Annotated in this window: 12 protein-coding genes; 3 read left to right on the forward strand and 9 right to left on the reverse strand. The window is 44.5% G+C overall.

All coding sequences use genetic code 11. The features are described from left to right. Nucleotides 1-2: 2 nt before the first annotated feature. From ABID29_RS06510 to ABID29_RS06520, 3 genes are all read right to left on the reverse strand, one after another. Entirely contained in the window at nt 3-2,531 is a 2,529-nt protein-coding gene (locus ABID29_RS06510; protein ID WP_354365248.1) for a glycosylhydrolase-like jelly roll fold domain-containing protein, read from the reverse strand. Between the two features lie 143 nt (nt 2,532-2,674). Continuing rightward, nucleotides 2,675-4,039 carry a PTS transporter subunit EIIC gene (locus tag ABID29_RS06515; protein WP_354365249.1) on the reverse strand — a complete coding sequence of 455 codons (1,365 nt, stop codon included), beginning with the start codon at nt 4,037-4,039 and terminating at the stop codon, nt 2,675-2,677. Between the two features lie 16 nt (nt 4,040-4,055). Continuing rightward, nucleotides 4,056-5,345: an apiosidase-like domain-containing protein gene (locus ABID29_RS06520; RefSeq protein ID WP_354365250.1), complete on the reverse strand. Its 1,290-nt coding sequence runs from the start codon at nt 5,343-5,345 to the stop codon at nt 4,056-4,058. Nucleotides 5,346-5,452: 107 nt separating this feature from the next. On the opposite strand from ABID29_RS06520, the gene ABID29_RS06525 reads away from it, so the two are divergent. Beyond that, entirely contained in the window at nt 5,453-6,439 is a 987-nt protein-coding gene (locus ABID29_RS06525) for an AraC family transcriptional regulator (RefSeq protein WP_354365251.1), read from the forward strand. Between the two features lie 476 nt (nt 6,440-6,915). On the opposite strand, the gene ABID29_RS06530 is transcribed toward ABID29_RS06525, so the two are convergent. The 5 genes from ABID29_RS06530 to udk all read right to left on the reverse strand — a co-directional run bounded on the left by ABID29_RS06530 (nt 6,916) and on the right by udk (nt 11,989). Further along, on the reverse strand, nt 6,916-7,446 hold the full coding sequence (locus tag ABID29_RS06530; RefSeq protein WP_354365252.1) for a hypothetical protein: 531 nt from the start codon (nt 7,444-7,446) through the stop codon (nt 6,916-6,918). A 522-nt stretch (nt 7,447-7,968) separates the two neighbouring features. Beyond that, nucleotides 7,969-9,306: a D-alanyl-D-alanine carboxypeptidase family protein gene (locus ABID29_RS06535; RefSeq protein ID WP_354365253.1), complete on the reverse strand. Its 1,338-nt coding sequence runs from the start codon at nt 9,304-9,306 to the stop codon at nt 7,969-7,971. Nucleotides 9,307-9,580: 274 nt separating this feature from the next. After that, a complete protein-coding gene (gene sodA / locus ABID29_RS06540) occupies nt 9,581-10,189 on the reverse strand; it encodes a superoxide dismutase SodA (protein WP_354365255.1) in 609 nt (202 codons plus the stop codon). A gap of 111 nt (nt 10,190-10,300) precedes the next feature. After that, nucleotides 10,301-11,329: a DNA polymerase III subunit delta gene (gene holA / locus ABID29_RS06545; protein ID WP_354365257.1), complete on the reverse strand. Its 1,029-nt coding sequence runs from the start codon at nt 11,327-11,329 to the stop codon at nt 10,301-10,303. A gap of 33 nt (nt 11,330-11,362) precedes the next feature. Then, entirely contained in the window at nt 11,363-11,989 is a 627-nt protein-coding gene (udk, locus tag ABID29_RS06550; protein ID WP_354365259.1) for a uridine kinase, read from the reverse strand. 170 nt (nt 11,990-12,159) lie between these two features. Between udk and ABID29_RS06555 the strand changes: the two genes are divergently transcribed. Together ABID29_RS06555 and ABID29_RS06560 are read left to right on the forward strand one after the other, a co-directional pair. Next, nucleotides 12,160-13,152, forward strand: coding sequence for a Gfo/Idh/MocA family protein (locus tag ABID29_RS06555; RefSeq protein ID WP_354365261.1), 993 nt, complete (start codon nt 12,160-12,162; stop codon nt 13,150-13,152). Beyond that, nucleotides 13,142-14,236 (forward strand): DEAD/DEAH box helicase, encoded by a 1,095-nt coding sequence (locus ABID29_RS06560; RefSeq protein WP_354365263.1) that lies wholly within the window; start codon nt 13,142-13,144, stop codon nt 14,234-14,236. Before ABID29_RS06555 ends, ABID29_RS06560 begins: the two co-directional genes overlap by 11 nt. A gap of 256 nt (nt 14,237-14,492) precedes the next feature. Here the strand turns inward: ABID29_RS06560 and ABID29_RS06565 are convergent, their stop codons facing one another. Further along, nucleotides 14,493-15,893 carry a polysaccharide deacetylase family protein gene (locus tag ABID29_RS06565; RefSeq protein WP_354365265.1) on the reverse strand — a complete coding sequence of 467 codons (1,401 nt, stop codon included), beginning with the start codon at nt 15,891-15,893 and terminating at the stop codon, nt 14,493-14,495. Between the last annotated feature and the right edge of the window lie 191 nt (nt 15,894-16,084).

The raw sequence follows: 16,084 nt of genomic DNA on the forward strand, positions 1-16,084 counted from the left end.
TGCTAAACCTCCTTGCTCTTTTTAAGCAATTTCACCCCTTCTGTCAGACCAAAAGGTTCAATCAGGAGGTACTGGTTCAAACCTCCCCGGAAACAAGTTCCTAGGGTATTGGTCACTTCGATTCGCAGGTCATTGTCGCCTTCTTGGAACAAGCCTTCAACCTCAAAACGGTAGGGAGGGGCGAGTTTGATACCTGCTGATTGGCCATTGATAAAGACCTCAGCTACCTCATAAGCCATTCCCAAGTCAAGTCCGATGATGGTTTCAACATCCTCCAACTTCAGTTTGGTTTGATAGACCACTGTCCCACTTATTCTATCGTAACCGGCTAGTTGGTTGAGGGGGTGGATGGTTGTTAACTCTGTCACTGCTTCAAATTTTGGATAGCTAAGGGCGTCTGCGAAGCCAACTTCCCAGGTTGTCTCCAAGACTTGCTCATGACAGTTGTCAACAGGAGAGCCTATTTGTTCTTCTTTACCAAATACCCAGACGATGGCCTGATAAGGCGCTAAGACCAAACGATTCCCCTCGATAGAACTATAGCGATCCTCATAAGCATCATAAGCGATTGCGGAACCCTTTTGGTGACTGAAGTCAAGCGTCACATCCAGTGTCTCTGAAACATTTTCATTGAAGAACATCCAATAGTCCTTGTCCTCTTTTTGGTAATGGTAGTAAACCAACTCCGGGAAAGGCTTATCTAATTTAAACTCTGCCATAGGAGATAGGACTCCTGGGAGTTCCTCCAAAGCGACTACTGTCGGAGGCTGGATGAAGTCGGCTTGATTGATCGGCCATTTATCTAGAAAGACCACTGAAACTCCTGATGCCAGCAAGTGGTTGAGGCTTTCCATCACATCTTTTGGCACATATTCAGCATAAGGGACAACCAAGACAGAAAAGGTCTGTTGGTTGAGGGTAAATTGCCCCTTTTGGAGCTCTGCTATTTTTAATAAATCGTGACTGACAATAGAGAAGTCGATCTGGGCCTGGGTCAAAACACGAGCTGGCACTTCAAGAGGCATATAGTCCCCTACCCACTCAAACTCCGCGGGATAAAAGAGGGCGACTGAGGTCTTAGGCTGCCCATCGCTAAAAATCGTCATCAGGCGATTCATGTAGTCGGATAGTTTAGACATGTAGCGGAATTGTGGGTTATTGCCACGAGCATAGAAGTGAGGCGGGCAATCCCAATCTGGATATTCCTTGGGGCTAAAGGCATGAGGGACGATGTAATTGATCCCTCGCACGATCAAGTGGTCTGCAATCCACTTCATGGTCTTCAACCCTTCATTCCAGCCATAGGCGCCGAAAGCCTCACACATGGCTCTGCCTTTTTTATGAGGATAAAGGTTGGCAGCTGACGAACCCAGCTTCGCTAGAGCGTAATGGAAAAACTGACCATCACTGCCACCTGTCTGGAAGGAATCATGGTGGTAATTCATGCCTGGCACAACCTGGCCACCAATCACATCAATCCCAGAAAAATGTTGGGCTTCTTGACCACGGAAGAAGTGACCAGCCCCATAACCCAGACGCGCATGGGCACCATTGTCCTCGATATTATGCCCCAGATAATCCACCCCATACTGCTGGCACCAGTCAGCTAGGACTTGTACAAAGTTCCGATTGTATTCCCTGGTCACCAGGTCCATGTAAGCATAACGGACCTCTCTTTCTTCTCCCTCCGCAGCCTTGACCCAGAGCAGGGGAAGCAGGGACTTGTCAAAACTCAAATCCCTTTCAAGCCCTGGACGCCAAGGCAAGACCATATCGACTTTGCCGATAGCTGCTTCTGTGCCTTTGATATTGCCGAACCGAGGTTCGTCCGAGAAAAAGGCAGTGATTGTCTGACCAAAATGCTTTCCTACCTTGGCATAATGCTTCTCATAAACTTCATCAACTAGTACTTGCGTCGCTTCAGCCATCAAAGGATTGAGGTAATCCTTGGTCCCTTCTTCTCCCCCTTCATGGGTGGAAAATAGGACAAAAATGCTCCAATGGCCAGCTGGAAGATCTAAGTAGATAGTATCGTCTTTGAAAGATTCCGTGATATCCACCAAACTCTCCACTTCAATCGGATCTCCTGACTGATTGGCCCCAAAATGCCGCTGAGCCATAAAAACACCGACGATTTCAATCATCTCTGTTTGACCAAACTCCCACGGTCGGCCTCTTAGTTGGGCTGCATCTATCCTTGCCCCCTTCATAGGCCCAACCACGTCAAACCGACGCATAGCCAGGTACTGCTTGAGCAATTCAGGATGGTCCTTGACCTTTCCATTAGCAAATCCTGTTGGAAAATGGGAGTCGTCCAGAACCCAGACCTTCATATCGCGTTTCTGACACTCGCGGAGAATAATCCCCAAATCGGTCCACCATTTATCGCCAACGAAGTCAGGATGGGGACGGGATTCGACACAGACTGCCCGCATCCCTGACTGAAAAATTTTTTCAACATATTCTACTAAAACCGCTTCTTCTTCCCCATGTTGCCAGAAGAAGGGAAATAATTTATTTTCGACTGTCATTTTTACCTCACAAATTCTAAAATCCCACTCATTTATTGTCTGAAGTAGGATTAACACTCTAAGAAAATCAGAAACAGACTAGGCAGGGCCACTGAACAAGCTATAATTGTGATTTTAAGAGAGTATAAGACTTCTAAATAAAACTACTGCTTATCTTCCCCTGTACCAAAGATAACGTTTAGCACAATTGGCCCAAAGAAAGCAACAATGGAGGCAAGCAGGAAGGAATAGAAACTCTTCATATTGCCATCAGGTGCGATGAAAAGTGGGAAGGCCATCAAGCCACCACCACCAAAAGCATAGGCCACGGCCTGATTGATTCCTTGGATGGCACCCGCAATTCCTCCGCTGATCATTGCATAGATAAATTGTCTCCGATAAGGCAGGGCCACTGAATAGATGATCGGCTCTGTAATCCCGACGAGGCCTGTTAGACCGACTGAATAGCCCAGTGACTTATTCTTAGGATTTTTAGACTTCAACGCGAAACCGATGGCCGCACCTGCAAGTGCTGTCACCGTAACACTAAAGACCGCATTCAGAGGATCCTGACCAAGATTGAAGGTGTTGTTAATCAAAATTGGCACAAAGGCATAGTGAAGACCAAAGATAACCACTAACTGCCAGAAAGCCCCACCAATAATTCCAAATAGGATCGGACTTATCCCGTAAATGGTCATCACGATTGTCGCCAATGTATTAGACAACCAAGACATAACAGGTCCTAGTACCAAGAAAGCCAGAGGGGCAGCAATGAAGAATGTCAAGAATGGCGTGAACATCCAGCTGATAGTCTCATTCAAGCGCTTAGCAAAGAATTTCTCAATCGCCACAGCAACAAATGAGGACAACATGGCTGGGAAGAGAGACTGGGTATAATTAACCAGGACAATCGGAATCCCAAAGAAGGTCAATGCTTCACCAGCAGTCTGCAAATTCAAGATATCTGGATAGACAAGGGCCGCACCCAGGGCTGCACCAACAAAGGGATTGCCCCCAAAAACCTTACTGGCATTGAAGCCGACCCAAACAGGTAAGTAATAGAAGAAAGCCTCTGAAATCGCATGCCAGATTTGATAGGCACCATCTGCCTCCTTTAGGATGCCTCCCGCCAACAAGAGAGCCAGCAATCCTTTTAAGATACCTGCTGCTGCCATGACACCAAAGGTTGGGGTCATAATAGAAACAATGACCTTAAAAAATTGGTTAAAGAGGTTGGTCTCCTGTTTTTCTCCACCAGTGACTTTATCTGTCTCTGGTGTCCCCATTGCTACTAAGAAGGCCTTGTGGAGTTGCGGCACCCCTAGACCGATAATAATCTGATATTGTCCCCCAGAAAAGACAGACCCTGCCACCTTATCGAGAGCTTCTACAGCTTCCTTGTCAACCTTACCTTCATCCTTGAGGACCAAGCGTAAACGGGTTGCACAGTGGGTTGCACGTTCGACATTTTCAGGACCGCCAACCGCGGTCAGAATGTCTTTTGCTAATCGTTCATGTGTCATCATGATTCTCCTTATAAAGTTATTTTTCAATGATTAGTAGGGCATCCTTGGTAAAGCGATGCATGTCAATAGTCGTCTGATTACTTCTTTCAGAATAGGTGGCTGAGACCCGTTCTTCTTTGTGGTCTTCTAGGTCCACATAAGTGATTTTACGGGCTCCTGTCCAATCGCCAAGCAATCTCAGGCGGATGTTTGAAGGCAGGTAGACTAAGAGATAGCGATCATTTTCAGACGCCCTTATTTCTGAACTATGATCAACCAAAACCGCCTGATTAGGGACTAGATCGAACAACTGATTTCTTTCCACAAAGGTTTTCAAAAAAGAATAATCCCAAGCCCCTTTAAAATGAATAGCATCTCGCCAGTCATAAGGACTTTCAAAGGCCTCGCCAACTGTCGAATCAAAGCCTAAACGACTGTCATGCCATGACCAAATGCCATGAGCTCCGTAGGTGATACCAGCACTGGCGCCTGATAGGAAACTCTGCCAGGCTACCTTCCTGACATCTTCTCGGGAAAAGCGACCATAGACCCTGCGACTGTAGCCCATCAACTCATAGCAAGGCTCTGCATTTAGCAGAGGTTTTTCCGGAGTCATCTGATAGAATTGCTCCGCTAGCTGGTAGGCCATGTCTTGAAAATCCCGATTGTGGCCGGACTGGAACATATAGAAATCAAGGCAGGGACTTTCTTTTAATACTTTAGGCAAATCTGCCTCACGTCCCCGAATATGGAGAGTCGTTAAGGCTTGGGGATTGTTGGCCTTGATCCTTTCAAGAGCTGCAAGGTAGTAATCCTTGACCACCTGCTCACTCGGAAAGTCCGTATCACCGCTGATCACATAAATGGGATCAAATCGGTCATATCGATCCATCATCTCGTCCACATAGGAAACTACCAAATTTTCAGGGAAAATTCCCAACTGCTTGATGGGTAATTGGCTTGCCCAGGTATCTGGAACATAGTTGGCCCAAAGCAAAACCAAGGCAACAGTCAAGCCCTTATTGTAGGCTTTTTCTATCATGCGATAGGCCCGTTCAAAGTAGGCAGGATTGTAGGAAGAAAAATCAAAACTACCATCTTCTGTCATCTTAAACGGTTTAATAGTCAAATCAGTTTGACTAGCATCCCACTGTTGAAGCATATTGATTTGCAGGACATTAAATCCCTGAGATTTACGAAAGTCCAGATAATAGTCCCAATCACCTTCAGAAATATTAGTAAAGGCTGACCAACATGTATCAGCCAAATAAAATTCTGGCTGACCGTTTTTAACAAATATTCTGTTGTTATTTCCAATCTTAACCATAGAGTCCTTTCTAAAAAATCTTTCTTTTATGGTATTATAACGTTTTCATGCTATAATTGTAATATCTTTCCATTATAAGAAGACTATCACTTTTTTAGGTATACATGATGAACATTGAAACATTGGAACAGCAACTTTTTGAATTGACCGAAAGCGAAAAAAGGTATCTAAAGCAACAATTCTTTCAGTATGAGCATTTTCCACAAGATAGTCAGGATACCCTGCAATTTTTGTTTAAAAATGTCTCTCCTACCCATCAAGATAATTCCCTCTTCTATATTAGGAAGCAGAGCCGTTTTGCGCCTGTTCCCAAACATAAGACAGACGTCATAGAATTAAATTATATTTACAGTGGCCAGAGTACCCAATATGTCAATAATCAAAAGATCACCTTACAGCAAGGTGATCTCATTATCATCGATTCTCAAACCTCTCACGAAGTCGCTAGCCCTGATTATCAGGATATTGTCATCAGTATGAATATTTCGCAGGAGTTTTTCAGGGAACACTTTTTAAAACACCTGCAAACTCCCTCTCTCCTTAATCAGTTTATCCTTCAAGCTATTTCGCATCATCGAAGTCATAATCAGTACCTACTCTTTCAAAAAAGCCAAGATTCAACCCTTCACCTGATCTTTCAACAATTACTTTCTGAAATTTACAACCCAAAATTACTGAGTTCCGATGTCAAGAATCACTTTATCCAACTCATCTTTTTAGAATTGATCCGTTCCTATAAGGCCACTTCAAACGGGACCAGCAAGGATGACCACAGACAGCAACTTCTCCTAGATATTTTAGCCTATATTGACACCCACTTTGCTAGTCTGACTCTGGAGCAAATTGCCCAGCACTTCGGCTACAATGTTAGCTATTTTAGCACCTTGATTAAGGACTATACCGGTCAGACCTTTAAATCTCTCCTCCAAAAACGAAAACTTGAAGCCAGCCTCCCCCTCCTTTTGCACACCAAACAAGCTATACGGGATATTTCTTTAGAAGTCGGCTTCTCCAATCAAAATCAATTCTACCAACTCTTCCAGAAGATCTATGGCAAAACACCTGCCCAATATCGAAGAGAAAAGACAGGCTAGCCTGTTTTCACCTATTGGATACAAAAAATGCTCTCCGTTAGATTATCTAGCGGAGAGTTTTGTTTAAAAATTATTGTTCTGCATCTACAACAGTTAATCGTGGATTTAGAGGAACCCAAATCGGAATAAAGAAATACCAAATTTTCCAACTATACCTATCATAATTTTGGAGAAAGTACACAAAACCAAAGATAGATAAGGGAATTAAAACACCATTCAATAACATCCGAAAACTGTCAACCTCGAAAAAGTCAAGCTTACCGAGCAGAAAAAGACTAAATCTCATCAACTCTAAAATTCTATAAATTTGAAATAGACGCATTGGCTTCCCTCCTTTCACATTTCAAAAAATCCTCAATTGACAATCAAAGAAACGCCACCTCCATTTGTCACAATCATCAAAAGGCCCCGACCTTGATTGGCCGCTTGTTCAGTAATTCTAATATTATTGGCCATCACTAGATTTATTGTATTTTTCAAATAACCTGGAACAGAAGTCCATGACAGTATCTCCTGCATCGCACTCCCCCCTGCTTTAGACCAGGTAAAGACTTTTTAACATCATTAGCTGAGATATAAACTCGAGTTTCTCCCCACCAATAAGTCTCTACCCTTGTGCTACCAGCAGATCTAAAGCTAACACCTTGATTTCTATAACGTAAAACATTGTCACTTCCTATATAACCTCTACCCTCTAAAATTATAGTGTTCATTTCACTGATATTTGGAGATATTTTGTAAAGCAATTCATTACTAATACCTGAAATAATTACTTCATCAATGTTTAAAATAAGAAATCCATAATCTGAACGTTGAATATATTTTTGAACAATAACCCTTTCGTTTAGTGAAATTTCCTCAAAGTGAGTATCTGCTGATACATTACTAGCAAAAATTATTGACAGAAACAGGCTAACAATCACCAGTAATGCTTTAAAAATTTTTTCATAGCATAACTCCTTTACTAACAGTATCAAAAAGGTAATATTTTGTGTAAATGACGTCACTATTTTTAGTACATTGGCCTCACCTCTTTAGTCTATGATTTTTATCTACAATTTCTTGCTACTCACTCTTTCATAATATCCCTTACAATACCATTATATACTATTTTTATTATGTTGTAAACGTTTTCTTTGGGTTTGCCGAATAAGTGCAGGAAACAGCCTAAAAGAGAGGCCATCAAGTCAGAACAGGCAGTCTTCAGGAATTTACAGCCATTGTTTCCTTTCGAAGGAGATAAGATAGGGATTATCTCCTTCATGCGCTCCCTGGCCACTCTGACTCATCACAGAGTTACATCAACAACTACTTCTGCTTTTCTTACCAGTCCTATTTTCAAATCTAGCCTAAGAGATGCTTTAGGATGAACCTTGTTCCTTTGAGATACTGTAAAGCCTACCGCTCTCATAGAAAGCAGCGACTTGACTTGCCTTTGTCGAACAAAATCGAATTTTTTGCTCTATCAAAAATGACTATCCAAAAGAGAATAGTCATTTTTTCGTTCTTTTAAAATATATCGACAAGCATTACTGACGACGTCTGCTTTGACGGCGATCTTGACGTGCTTTTTTCTCAAGTATCAGTAGGATAGCTCCTAGTCCTAACACTGCTAATCCAACCGCTCCTCCAAGCGTCAACCAATTCACAGACTTGGCTGGCTTAGAAGATGACTGGGTCTTGTTAGAGGATTTTGCCCCAAGATTGAAGAAACCAGCTGGCTTAGCAGCGACGCCTTGCTCCTCAGCAATAGCTGGGCTTATGGTCTCTAGGCCATTATCAACAGAGACTTGGCCATCGTGATAAACCAAGTTGGGCTCCTCACCTACCTTGACGGTTGCGTATAGGTCTTCCTCCAGAGTTACCTTTTGATCCGAAATTGTTTGCTTACCTGCCTTAGCGACTAACTGATAATCATAATCTGCGAAAGCCTTCTCTAAGAGTGCGTTGGTAAAGGGATGACGGTAATATTCACCATTCTGATCAGACCAGTGACCAACTCCCATAAGAACAGCGATCAACTCTTGTTCCCCACGTTTAGCGGTTGCCGTGATATTAAACCCAGCACTAGGACTAGAACCTGTTTTCAACCCTGTTACGCCTTCGATACCGTACTTGCCATCTGGTAGGGAGTAATTATAGGACTTAAAGGTTTCCTCATAAGGGGTTCCCTGCTTGATGGTTACCTTAGAATCATGGGTATAATCTAAAATGCCTGGAAAACGGTTGATAAAATGATAGGTCAAGGTCGCATAATCCCGCGCTGTTGTCACATTTGGGGTATAGTTGTCATGCCGTTTGGGAGCATAATAACCACCAAAAGCGCGTGCTACTGCCCCTGTCGCATTGTAAAAGGTCGTGCTGGTCATTCCAAGCTCTTTGGCCTTGTCATTCTGCAAATCGATAAAGGCATCTGGATCAGGCTCTACCAAGTTGGCCAACATCAGAGTCGCAACGTTTGAAGAGGGCACCAAGGTTGCAATGATCAACTCTTCAACTGTATAACCCACACCTGCCACAATGTTGTTATTGCTAATCTCCCATAGTTTTCCCATCGCTTGATCGGTCTCAGTCGCTGTCACCACCGTATCAAGACCAAACTTCCCTTGCTCCATAGCTTCATAAACCAAGAAAAGCGCCAGCATTTTACTCATACTTGCAGGATCCCTTTGTTCGTCGATATTTTCGCCCCACAAGATACTCCCTGTTTTAGCATCAATAACGATCGAAGCTTTGGGCTTATTCATCTCAAGTGCTTCTGTGTAGCCCGCCTGATGGGTAATGGTCATTATGTCTTCTGCTAAAACCGTTTGGTGCGAAAAGCACATTGCCAAGAGAAGGGCTAAAGCAACGCTCCATTTTTTCACTCGAATTACTCCTTACTTGTCCTTAACTCTCAAAAAGTCACTTAACTAGTGTATCATAATTGTGACTAGGATGCTAGCCAGAACCTAAAAATGCCCGAGAAACCTCGAGCAATTATCTTCTGTTTGTCGCTGATTTTCAAGAGCTTTTCCGACAACCCGCTCCCTTTCCAAAAATCAGGTTACTTCATAGCGATCTTATCCCATTGACAAAAGCCTGTGAACACCGTATTGTCGAGGCTATCAACAGCCTGTTGCCAGAAACATGTTCAGTTACTTAAGCTTTAGCAGCCTTGTAAAGTTCATCTACCTTGTTCCAGTTGATAACTTCAAAGAAAGCCTTGATGTAGTTTGGACGTACGTTGCGGTAGTTGAGGTAGTAAGCATGTTCCCACACGTCCAAGCCAAGGATTGGTTTTAAACCGTCCATGATTGGCGTGTCTTGGTTTGGTGTAGAAGTCACTTCAAGCTTGCCTTCTTTGTTAACCACGAGCCATGCCCAACCTGAACCAAAACGAGTTGTTGCTGCTACTGTGAATGCTTCTTTGAAGGCGTCAAATGAGCCAAAGGTCGCATCGATGTCTGCTGCCAACTCTTCTGAGATTTCTGTTTTCTCAGGAGAAAGCAATTCCCAGAAAAGAGCGTGGTTGAGGTGGCCACCACCATTGTTAATCAAAGCCTGACGGATGTCTGCTGGAATAGAGTCTACATCTGACAAGAGAGCTTCCAAGTCTTCCCCGATTTCAGGGTGTTTTTCAAGCGCAGCGTTGGCGTTTGCCACATAAGTCGCATGGTGCTTGTCATGGTGAAGGGTCATGGTTTCTGCATCAATGTGTGGTTCCAAAGCGTCGTAAGCATATGGTAGATCTGGTAAAATAATAGCCATTTCCTGGTCCTCTTTTCTTTTTTATACCCTTATTATACCTAAAAATGATAGAGCTTTCAAAGTTTTTGCCTAGAAATCGACTCAAAGAGCCTATAATCCTTAAGTATTTCACTACCCCACAATCTTCAGAAGCGCCACTTCAAAAAGATAGGCCTTATCATTTAGACCTGACTTGATTTGGTAGTCCGTCTCGATCAAACACTTGATGGCCTTCTGCAGGCGTTGGGTTGGCACCTGACGACTGTCTCTCAAGGCGTATTTGACCTGATAAGGATTGACGGATCGTCCAAGGATATCTGACAGGGCACTGCCGAGTTGGTTTTCACCTTTTCCTTGGTCTTGTAAAAGGCGGAGCTGCAAAAAAAGACGGAGCTGGTTGAGCATGATGGCGATTAGCTTGACCTCATCTTCTCCCTGGAGACGCAGGTCCCTAACCAGCTCACGCGCCAAGTCCACCTTGCCCGCCAAAACCAACTGGGTCAGGTCAAAAATATTATCCTGCAAGCTCTTAGGAATAGCCAAGTCAATATCGGCTTGGCTTACCTGGCCACTGCCCTTATAAGCCTTTAAAAGAGCCAGATTTTGACTGGTTTGGCTGAAGTCAAAGTGCGACTTGACCAAGAGGGCCTCAAAACTGGCCGCGTCCACCTCCAAACCGAGGACCTGGACCTGTTTTTTAAAATACTGTCGAAGATCTGCTTCCTTGGGCTCACTAGCCTCAAAAAGCTGACCATCTCGTTTGAGCAGTTTTACAAGTCTGCGCTTGCTATCCAATTTTCCCGGGGCAAGAAGGATCACCTTTGTCGTCTCGATAGGGGCTTCTAAATAGGCCTCCAATCGTTTGAGGTCTTCATCAGAAAGGACTCGTTTTTTGGCAGTGGTCACGTCCGATAAGTGGTCCAATATAACCAGCTTGTCCTCCGCAAAAAATGGGAGACTTTCCAAATCTATGGCTACCGTCTCAAAGTCTGTCTCCCTCAAATCAAAATAGGAGACGGTCAAATCGCTCGGCTCAAAACCGATTCTTCGCAAAAGAGCCTCTTTGAGCTGGGAAAATTGCCCCAGGTCTTCGCCTGTCAAGACCGTCAATGAAGAAAGATGTTCTCGGTCTAAGGTTTCAATGGCTTCAATGGCTAACATGCCTTCTCCTTTTCGCTAAAAATCGTCTTTTGCTTAATGGCGTTCCCGCAAAATTGACGCAATCTTAGTATTAATCAGGTCAATGGCAACCGTATTGCTGACCCCTTCTGGAATGATCACATCCGCATAACGTTTGCTCGGCTCAATAAACTGATGGTACATGGGTTTCACCACACCTAGATACTGGTCAATGACACTGTCCAAGGTCCGCCCACGCTCCAAGAGGTCACGCTTGATCCGGCGAATAATCCGCACATCATCGTCCGTGTCCACAAAAATCTTAATGTCCATCAAGTCCCGCAACCGCTTATCTTCCAAAACCAAAATCCCTTCCACAATGAAGACATCCTGTGGTTCCTGACGGTAAGTGTTGGCCGAACGGGTATGTTCAGTGTAGTCATACACAGGAATATCAACCGGACGTCCAGCCAAAAGCTCATTCAGCTGCTCGATCATCAGATCCGTGTCAAAGGCCAAGGGATGGTCATAGTTGGTTGAAATGCGCTCTTCAAAGGTCAGATGGGCCTGGTCCTTGTAGTAAGAATCATGCTCAATCATGGCAATTTTTTCATCTGGAAAATTGGACAAAATCGCCCGTGAAACGGAAGTCTTCCCTCCACCAGAACCGCCTGTCACACCGATGATAATTGGTTTCTTCATAAAATCCTCTCTTTGCTTTCCATTCATTACTTCCATTCTATCACAAGATCCAGCAAATAGAAACGGCTGGTGCCTGGTTTTCTAGAATATCATAGACTTTGGAGGATTGCTTCCTATCCTCTTACCCAAAACATGATATAATAAAGAAAGTATCATTAAGGAGAAACATCATGCTTAAATTAGGAATTATCGGGACTGGCAATATTGCCCACCAATTTATAGAAGCTTGCCAGCTTACAGGCGCTTATTCACTGGCTGCTGTTTATTCACGGACGCTTGAGAAGGCTCAAAGCTTTGCTGCTCCTTATGGGGAAGTTGAACTCTGCACAGACCTTGAAGCCTTTAGCCAGAGCGATTTGGACGTGGTCTACCTAGCTAGCCCCAATAGCCTGCATTTCCAGCAAGCCAAGAAGCTGATTCTTGCTGGCAAGCACCTGATTGTTGAGAAACCAGCCTTTTCCAATCCTCGTGAATTTCAGGAAATCATCCGGCTCGCTGAGGAAAGCCATGTCCTAGTACTCGAAGCGGCTCGTAATTACCACGAAAAAAATTGGCAACCGATTATAGAATTTCTGGTAGACAAGGTTATTTACGGTGCAAGTTTCCACTTCTCGCAGTATTCCTCACGAATGAAAAATCTCCTCCAAGGGATTTACGACAATGCCTTTCAAGCCAAGATGTCTGGCGGGGCTCTGGTTGATTTAGGCATCTACCAAGTCTATGCGGCCTACAAACTTTTTGGCCAACCAAAATCTGCCCGCTATTGTGCAGATCTCTTAGAAACAGGCGTTGACGTCGCCGGGTCTGGCCAGCTGATCTATGAAAACTTTCATGTGAATATGGTTGTCCGTAAAAACGCCCAGTCTAATCTTCCTAGCGAAATCTACACCAATCAGGGAACACTCATTCTCAATCATATCCAAGGGCTTGAGACAGCTAGCTTCCATGGCCTAGACGGCAGTCTTACCAACTTAGGGCTTGCACCGCTTGGCCATCTGATGGCTGACGAGGCTCAAGTGTTTGCAGAGATATTGACCCAACCACACCAACACCAAGATTTTTACCAAGAACTCCTAAAAACGGCTCAAGCCGTCAACCAAACCCTTTACACCATGCGTCAAGACGCTGGTATCCAATTTGAGGCAGACCATTATGAAAACTAAATTCCCACCTATCTGGCAGGACCAGATTGACCAACTCGGCTTTACGGATTTTACCCCCATCCAAGTCCAAAGTTTTGACCCGATTCGTGAAGGTAAATCTGTCCTTGGCATCAGCCCGACTGGGACAGGCAAGACCCTGGCCTACCTCTGGCCCTTGCTCTCGTCCTTGACCAGTCAAAAAGCCCAACAGATCCTCATTCTAGCCCCCAATACAGAGCTTGCTGGACAAATTTTTGAAGTCACCAAAACATGGGCTGAATCGCTCAATCTGACCAGTCAGGTTTTTATCTCTGGATCCAGCCAAAAGCGTCAAATCGAGCGCCTCAAAAAAGGCCCTCACATTTTGATCGGGACACCAGGCCGTATCTGGGAACTGGTCAAACTCAAAAAAATCAAGACCATGGCTATCGATAAGATTGTTTTGGATGAATTTGACCAACTCTTTAGCGATAGTCAGGCCCAGTTTGTCAACCGTATCCTCAAGCATTCGCCACGCCAATACCAACTAATTTATATGTCTGCGACAGATGCCTTTGATCCAAGGCAAATTGCCCCGGACACTCTGACCATTGACGTTCGAGGAAGCGAACAGCTTGATAATATCCAACACGTTTACCTGGAAGTTGCCAAGCGTGATAAGACCGAGCTCCTGCGCAAGATGAGCAACATCCCTGATTTCAGGGCCTTGGCTTTCTTTAACAGTTTGTCTGACCTCGGTACCAGCGAAGAAAAGCTCACCTACCGTTCCGCTAATGTCGTTTCACTAGCTAGCGATGTTAATGTCAAATTCCGTAAAATTATCTTGGAAAAATTTAAGGCCAGACAGCTCAATCTTCTCCTGGCAACGGACTTGGTTGCCCGTGGTATCGACATCGATAATCTCGAATGCGTCATCAATGTAGATCTCCCTCGAGACCTAGAAACTTACACCCACCGTGCAGGAAGAACAGGCCGTATGGGCAAGGATGGGGTCGTCGTCACCTTTATTTCCCACCCTGAAGAACTTAAAACCCTTAAAAAATATGCCCAGGTACGACCTATTTTCCTAAAAAACCAAACCTTCTACTTTGACGATTCCCAGTAGCCACGACAAACTGGAAGTAATCGAGTAATTTGAAACAAAGCTCTAAACCCAAGACCTACGGTCATACAAGCGAAACCGCCCTCTTTCCTAACAAAGGGGGCGGTTTTTCAATCTTCTAAAATCTGACCAAACTTGACAAAGAAAGAGGTTAAGAGATACTTTTCTAACTATCCAGAACAAGCGGTCTCATCAGCCGGCTTATGTCTGTCTTGGTTTAAACAACCTCAGGTGTTCAAGTCCAGCTCCAACAGCGATCTCAATACCCGTACAATTCATTGATGGTGACAAATTGGTAACCCTCTGCCTTTAAAAAGTCAATAACAGCTGGCAGGGCATCTACCGTTGACTGATGAATATCGTGCATCAAAATCACGCCACCGCTGGTAGCCTGTGCCTTGACTTGGGCAAGAATACTAGCAGCATCACGTGACTGCCAGTCTAAGGTATCAATGGTCCAGGTTACGATAGGCAAGCCGGCATGTTGCTCCACTGTAGCATTGAAACTGCCGTAAGGCGGTCTGAGAACAGTGGGCAATTGACCAGATACTTGGAAAATCAGCTCCTGTGTCTGTGCTACCTCAGCCCTGATTTGATCAGGACTAATCTTCGTCATATAAGGATGGCTCCAGGTATGATTGGCCAGCTGATGGCCTTCTGCTGCCATCCGTTGGACGATGGATTCATTCCCCAAAATACTTTGACCTAAAAGGAAAAAAGTCGCCTTAATCTGGTGGTGAGCCAGCAAATCCAAGACCTGAGGCGTTGTTTCTGGCCTCGGGCCATCATCAAAGGTCAGGGCAATGACCTTACCGACCGCCACCGGCTTTGGACCTCTAGCCCTCGCAGCCGCTTCAGCTGCTAAACGCTCTTCTTCTGCCAAACGAGCCGCCTCCTTCTCCGCCAAATAAGCCTCGTAATGGACACGGGCCTCATCTTTTAAGAAACTCATTTCCATGATGTCAAAAAGCTCTGGATAGGTCAAACTTAGACGTTCTCCAGGGGAAAATTCCAAGTCCAAACCCGAAGCCGTTGCGGTAAACGGCAGATTCGAAAAGGCCTGCTCCAAATAAACCTGATAGCCCGCGAGCTCTTCCTCCGTCTTGCCCATTTCCCTCAAACGGTTTAAAACCAAATGGAGAAACGCCTCTCGATCCTTGATCACCTGATCCATTGTCACTCTATCACCTTCTGCATTGATATAGGCGCTGCCCAGTAAGCCTTGTTCCTTGAGCTCAAATTGATGCGCTTTTCCATCGAAGCGGTAGCCCTTCTCCAGCAAATCGACCTGTCGAACATCCACCAAAGCCGTCTCTTGGCTGCTATAAGAAAAGGCCCATAAGTCAACTCCTGCCTCAGCTGGCGCCTCTTTCAACTCTTCCAAACGCCCCGTTTGAAGCTCTTTTGACCAGTCCAGTAACAGGCCATCCTGATTAAGCAAATCTTGTCTCAGATAACGCCGTTGTCCTTCTTCAATGATTTCTTGCTGAACACTTAATCCTTGCTGCTCATGGGCCACTCGCTCTGTCTCTAGGAATGCCTCGACAGCCCTTGCCTGTATCTGCTGGTCGTAGACCATTTTCCCCCAAAATACCAGCACAATAAGCAAGACAAGCCCACTTACAAGCCCAAATATCCCTTTCCAACTCTTTCCAAACATAGCTATCCTTCCATCTGCTGTATTTAACCATTATAACACAAGTGATCTATCCAGCCTAGACAAAATAAAAATCAAACGAAAGCTATCTCTCACAAGAAGAGGCTGGGCAAAAACTAGTTTCAGAATAGACAAAAACGAGCATTTCCGCAGTTGGAGATGCTCGTTTTCCCATGTCATGGTTTATAATTATA

The sequence above is a fragment of the Streptococcus rupicaprae genome, from assembly GCF_040545225.1.
Taxonomy (GTDB): Bacteria; Bacillota; Bacilli; order Lactobacillales; family Streptococcaceae; genus Streptococcus; species Streptococcus rupicaprae.

What these genes read in the sequence shown, in the direction of transcription:
- ABID29_RS06510 (WP_354365248.1), bottom strand. Translation starts at nt 2,531, where the DNA reads ATGACAGTCGAAAATAAATTATTTCCCTTCTTCTGGCAACATGGGGAA.
- ABID29_RS06515 (WP_354365249.1), bottom strand. Translation starts at nt 4,039, where the DNA reads ATGATGACACATGAACGATTAGCAAAAGACATTCTGACCGCGGTTGGC.
- ABID29_RS06520 (WP_354365250.1), bottom strand. Translation starts at nt 5,345, where the DNA reads ATGGTTAAGATTGGAAATAACAACAGAATATTTGTTAAAAACGGTCAG.
- ABID29_RS06525 (WP_354365251.1), top strand. Translation starts at nt 5,453, where the DNA reads ATGAACATTGAAACATTGGAACAGCAACTTTTTGAATTGACCGAAAGC.
- sodA (WP_354365255.1), bottom strand. Translation starts at nt 10,189, where the DNA reads ATGGCTATTATTTTACCAGATCTACCATATGCTTACGACGCTTTGGAA.
- holA (WP_354365257.1), bottom strand. Translation starts at nt 11,329, where the DNA reads ATGTTAGCCATTGAAGCCATTGAAACCTTAGACCGAGAACATCTTTCT.
- udk (WP_354365259.1), bottom strand. Translation starts at nt 11,989, where the DNA reads ATGAAGAAACCAATTATCATCGGTGTGACAGGCGGTTCTGGTGGAGGG.
- ABID29_RS06555 (WP_354365261.1), top strand. Translation starts at nt 12,160, where the DNA reads ATGCTTAAATTAGGAATTATCGGGACTGGCAATATTGCCCACCAATTT.
- ABID29_RS06560 (WP_354365263.1), top strand. Translation starts at nt 13,142, where the DNA reads ATGAAAACTAAATTCCCACCTATCTGGCAGGACCAGATTGACCAACTC.
- ABID29_RS06565 (WP_354365265.1), bottom strand. Translation starts at nt 15,893, where the DNA reads ATGTTTGGAAAGAGTTGGAAAGGGATATTTGGGCTTGTAAGTGGGCTT.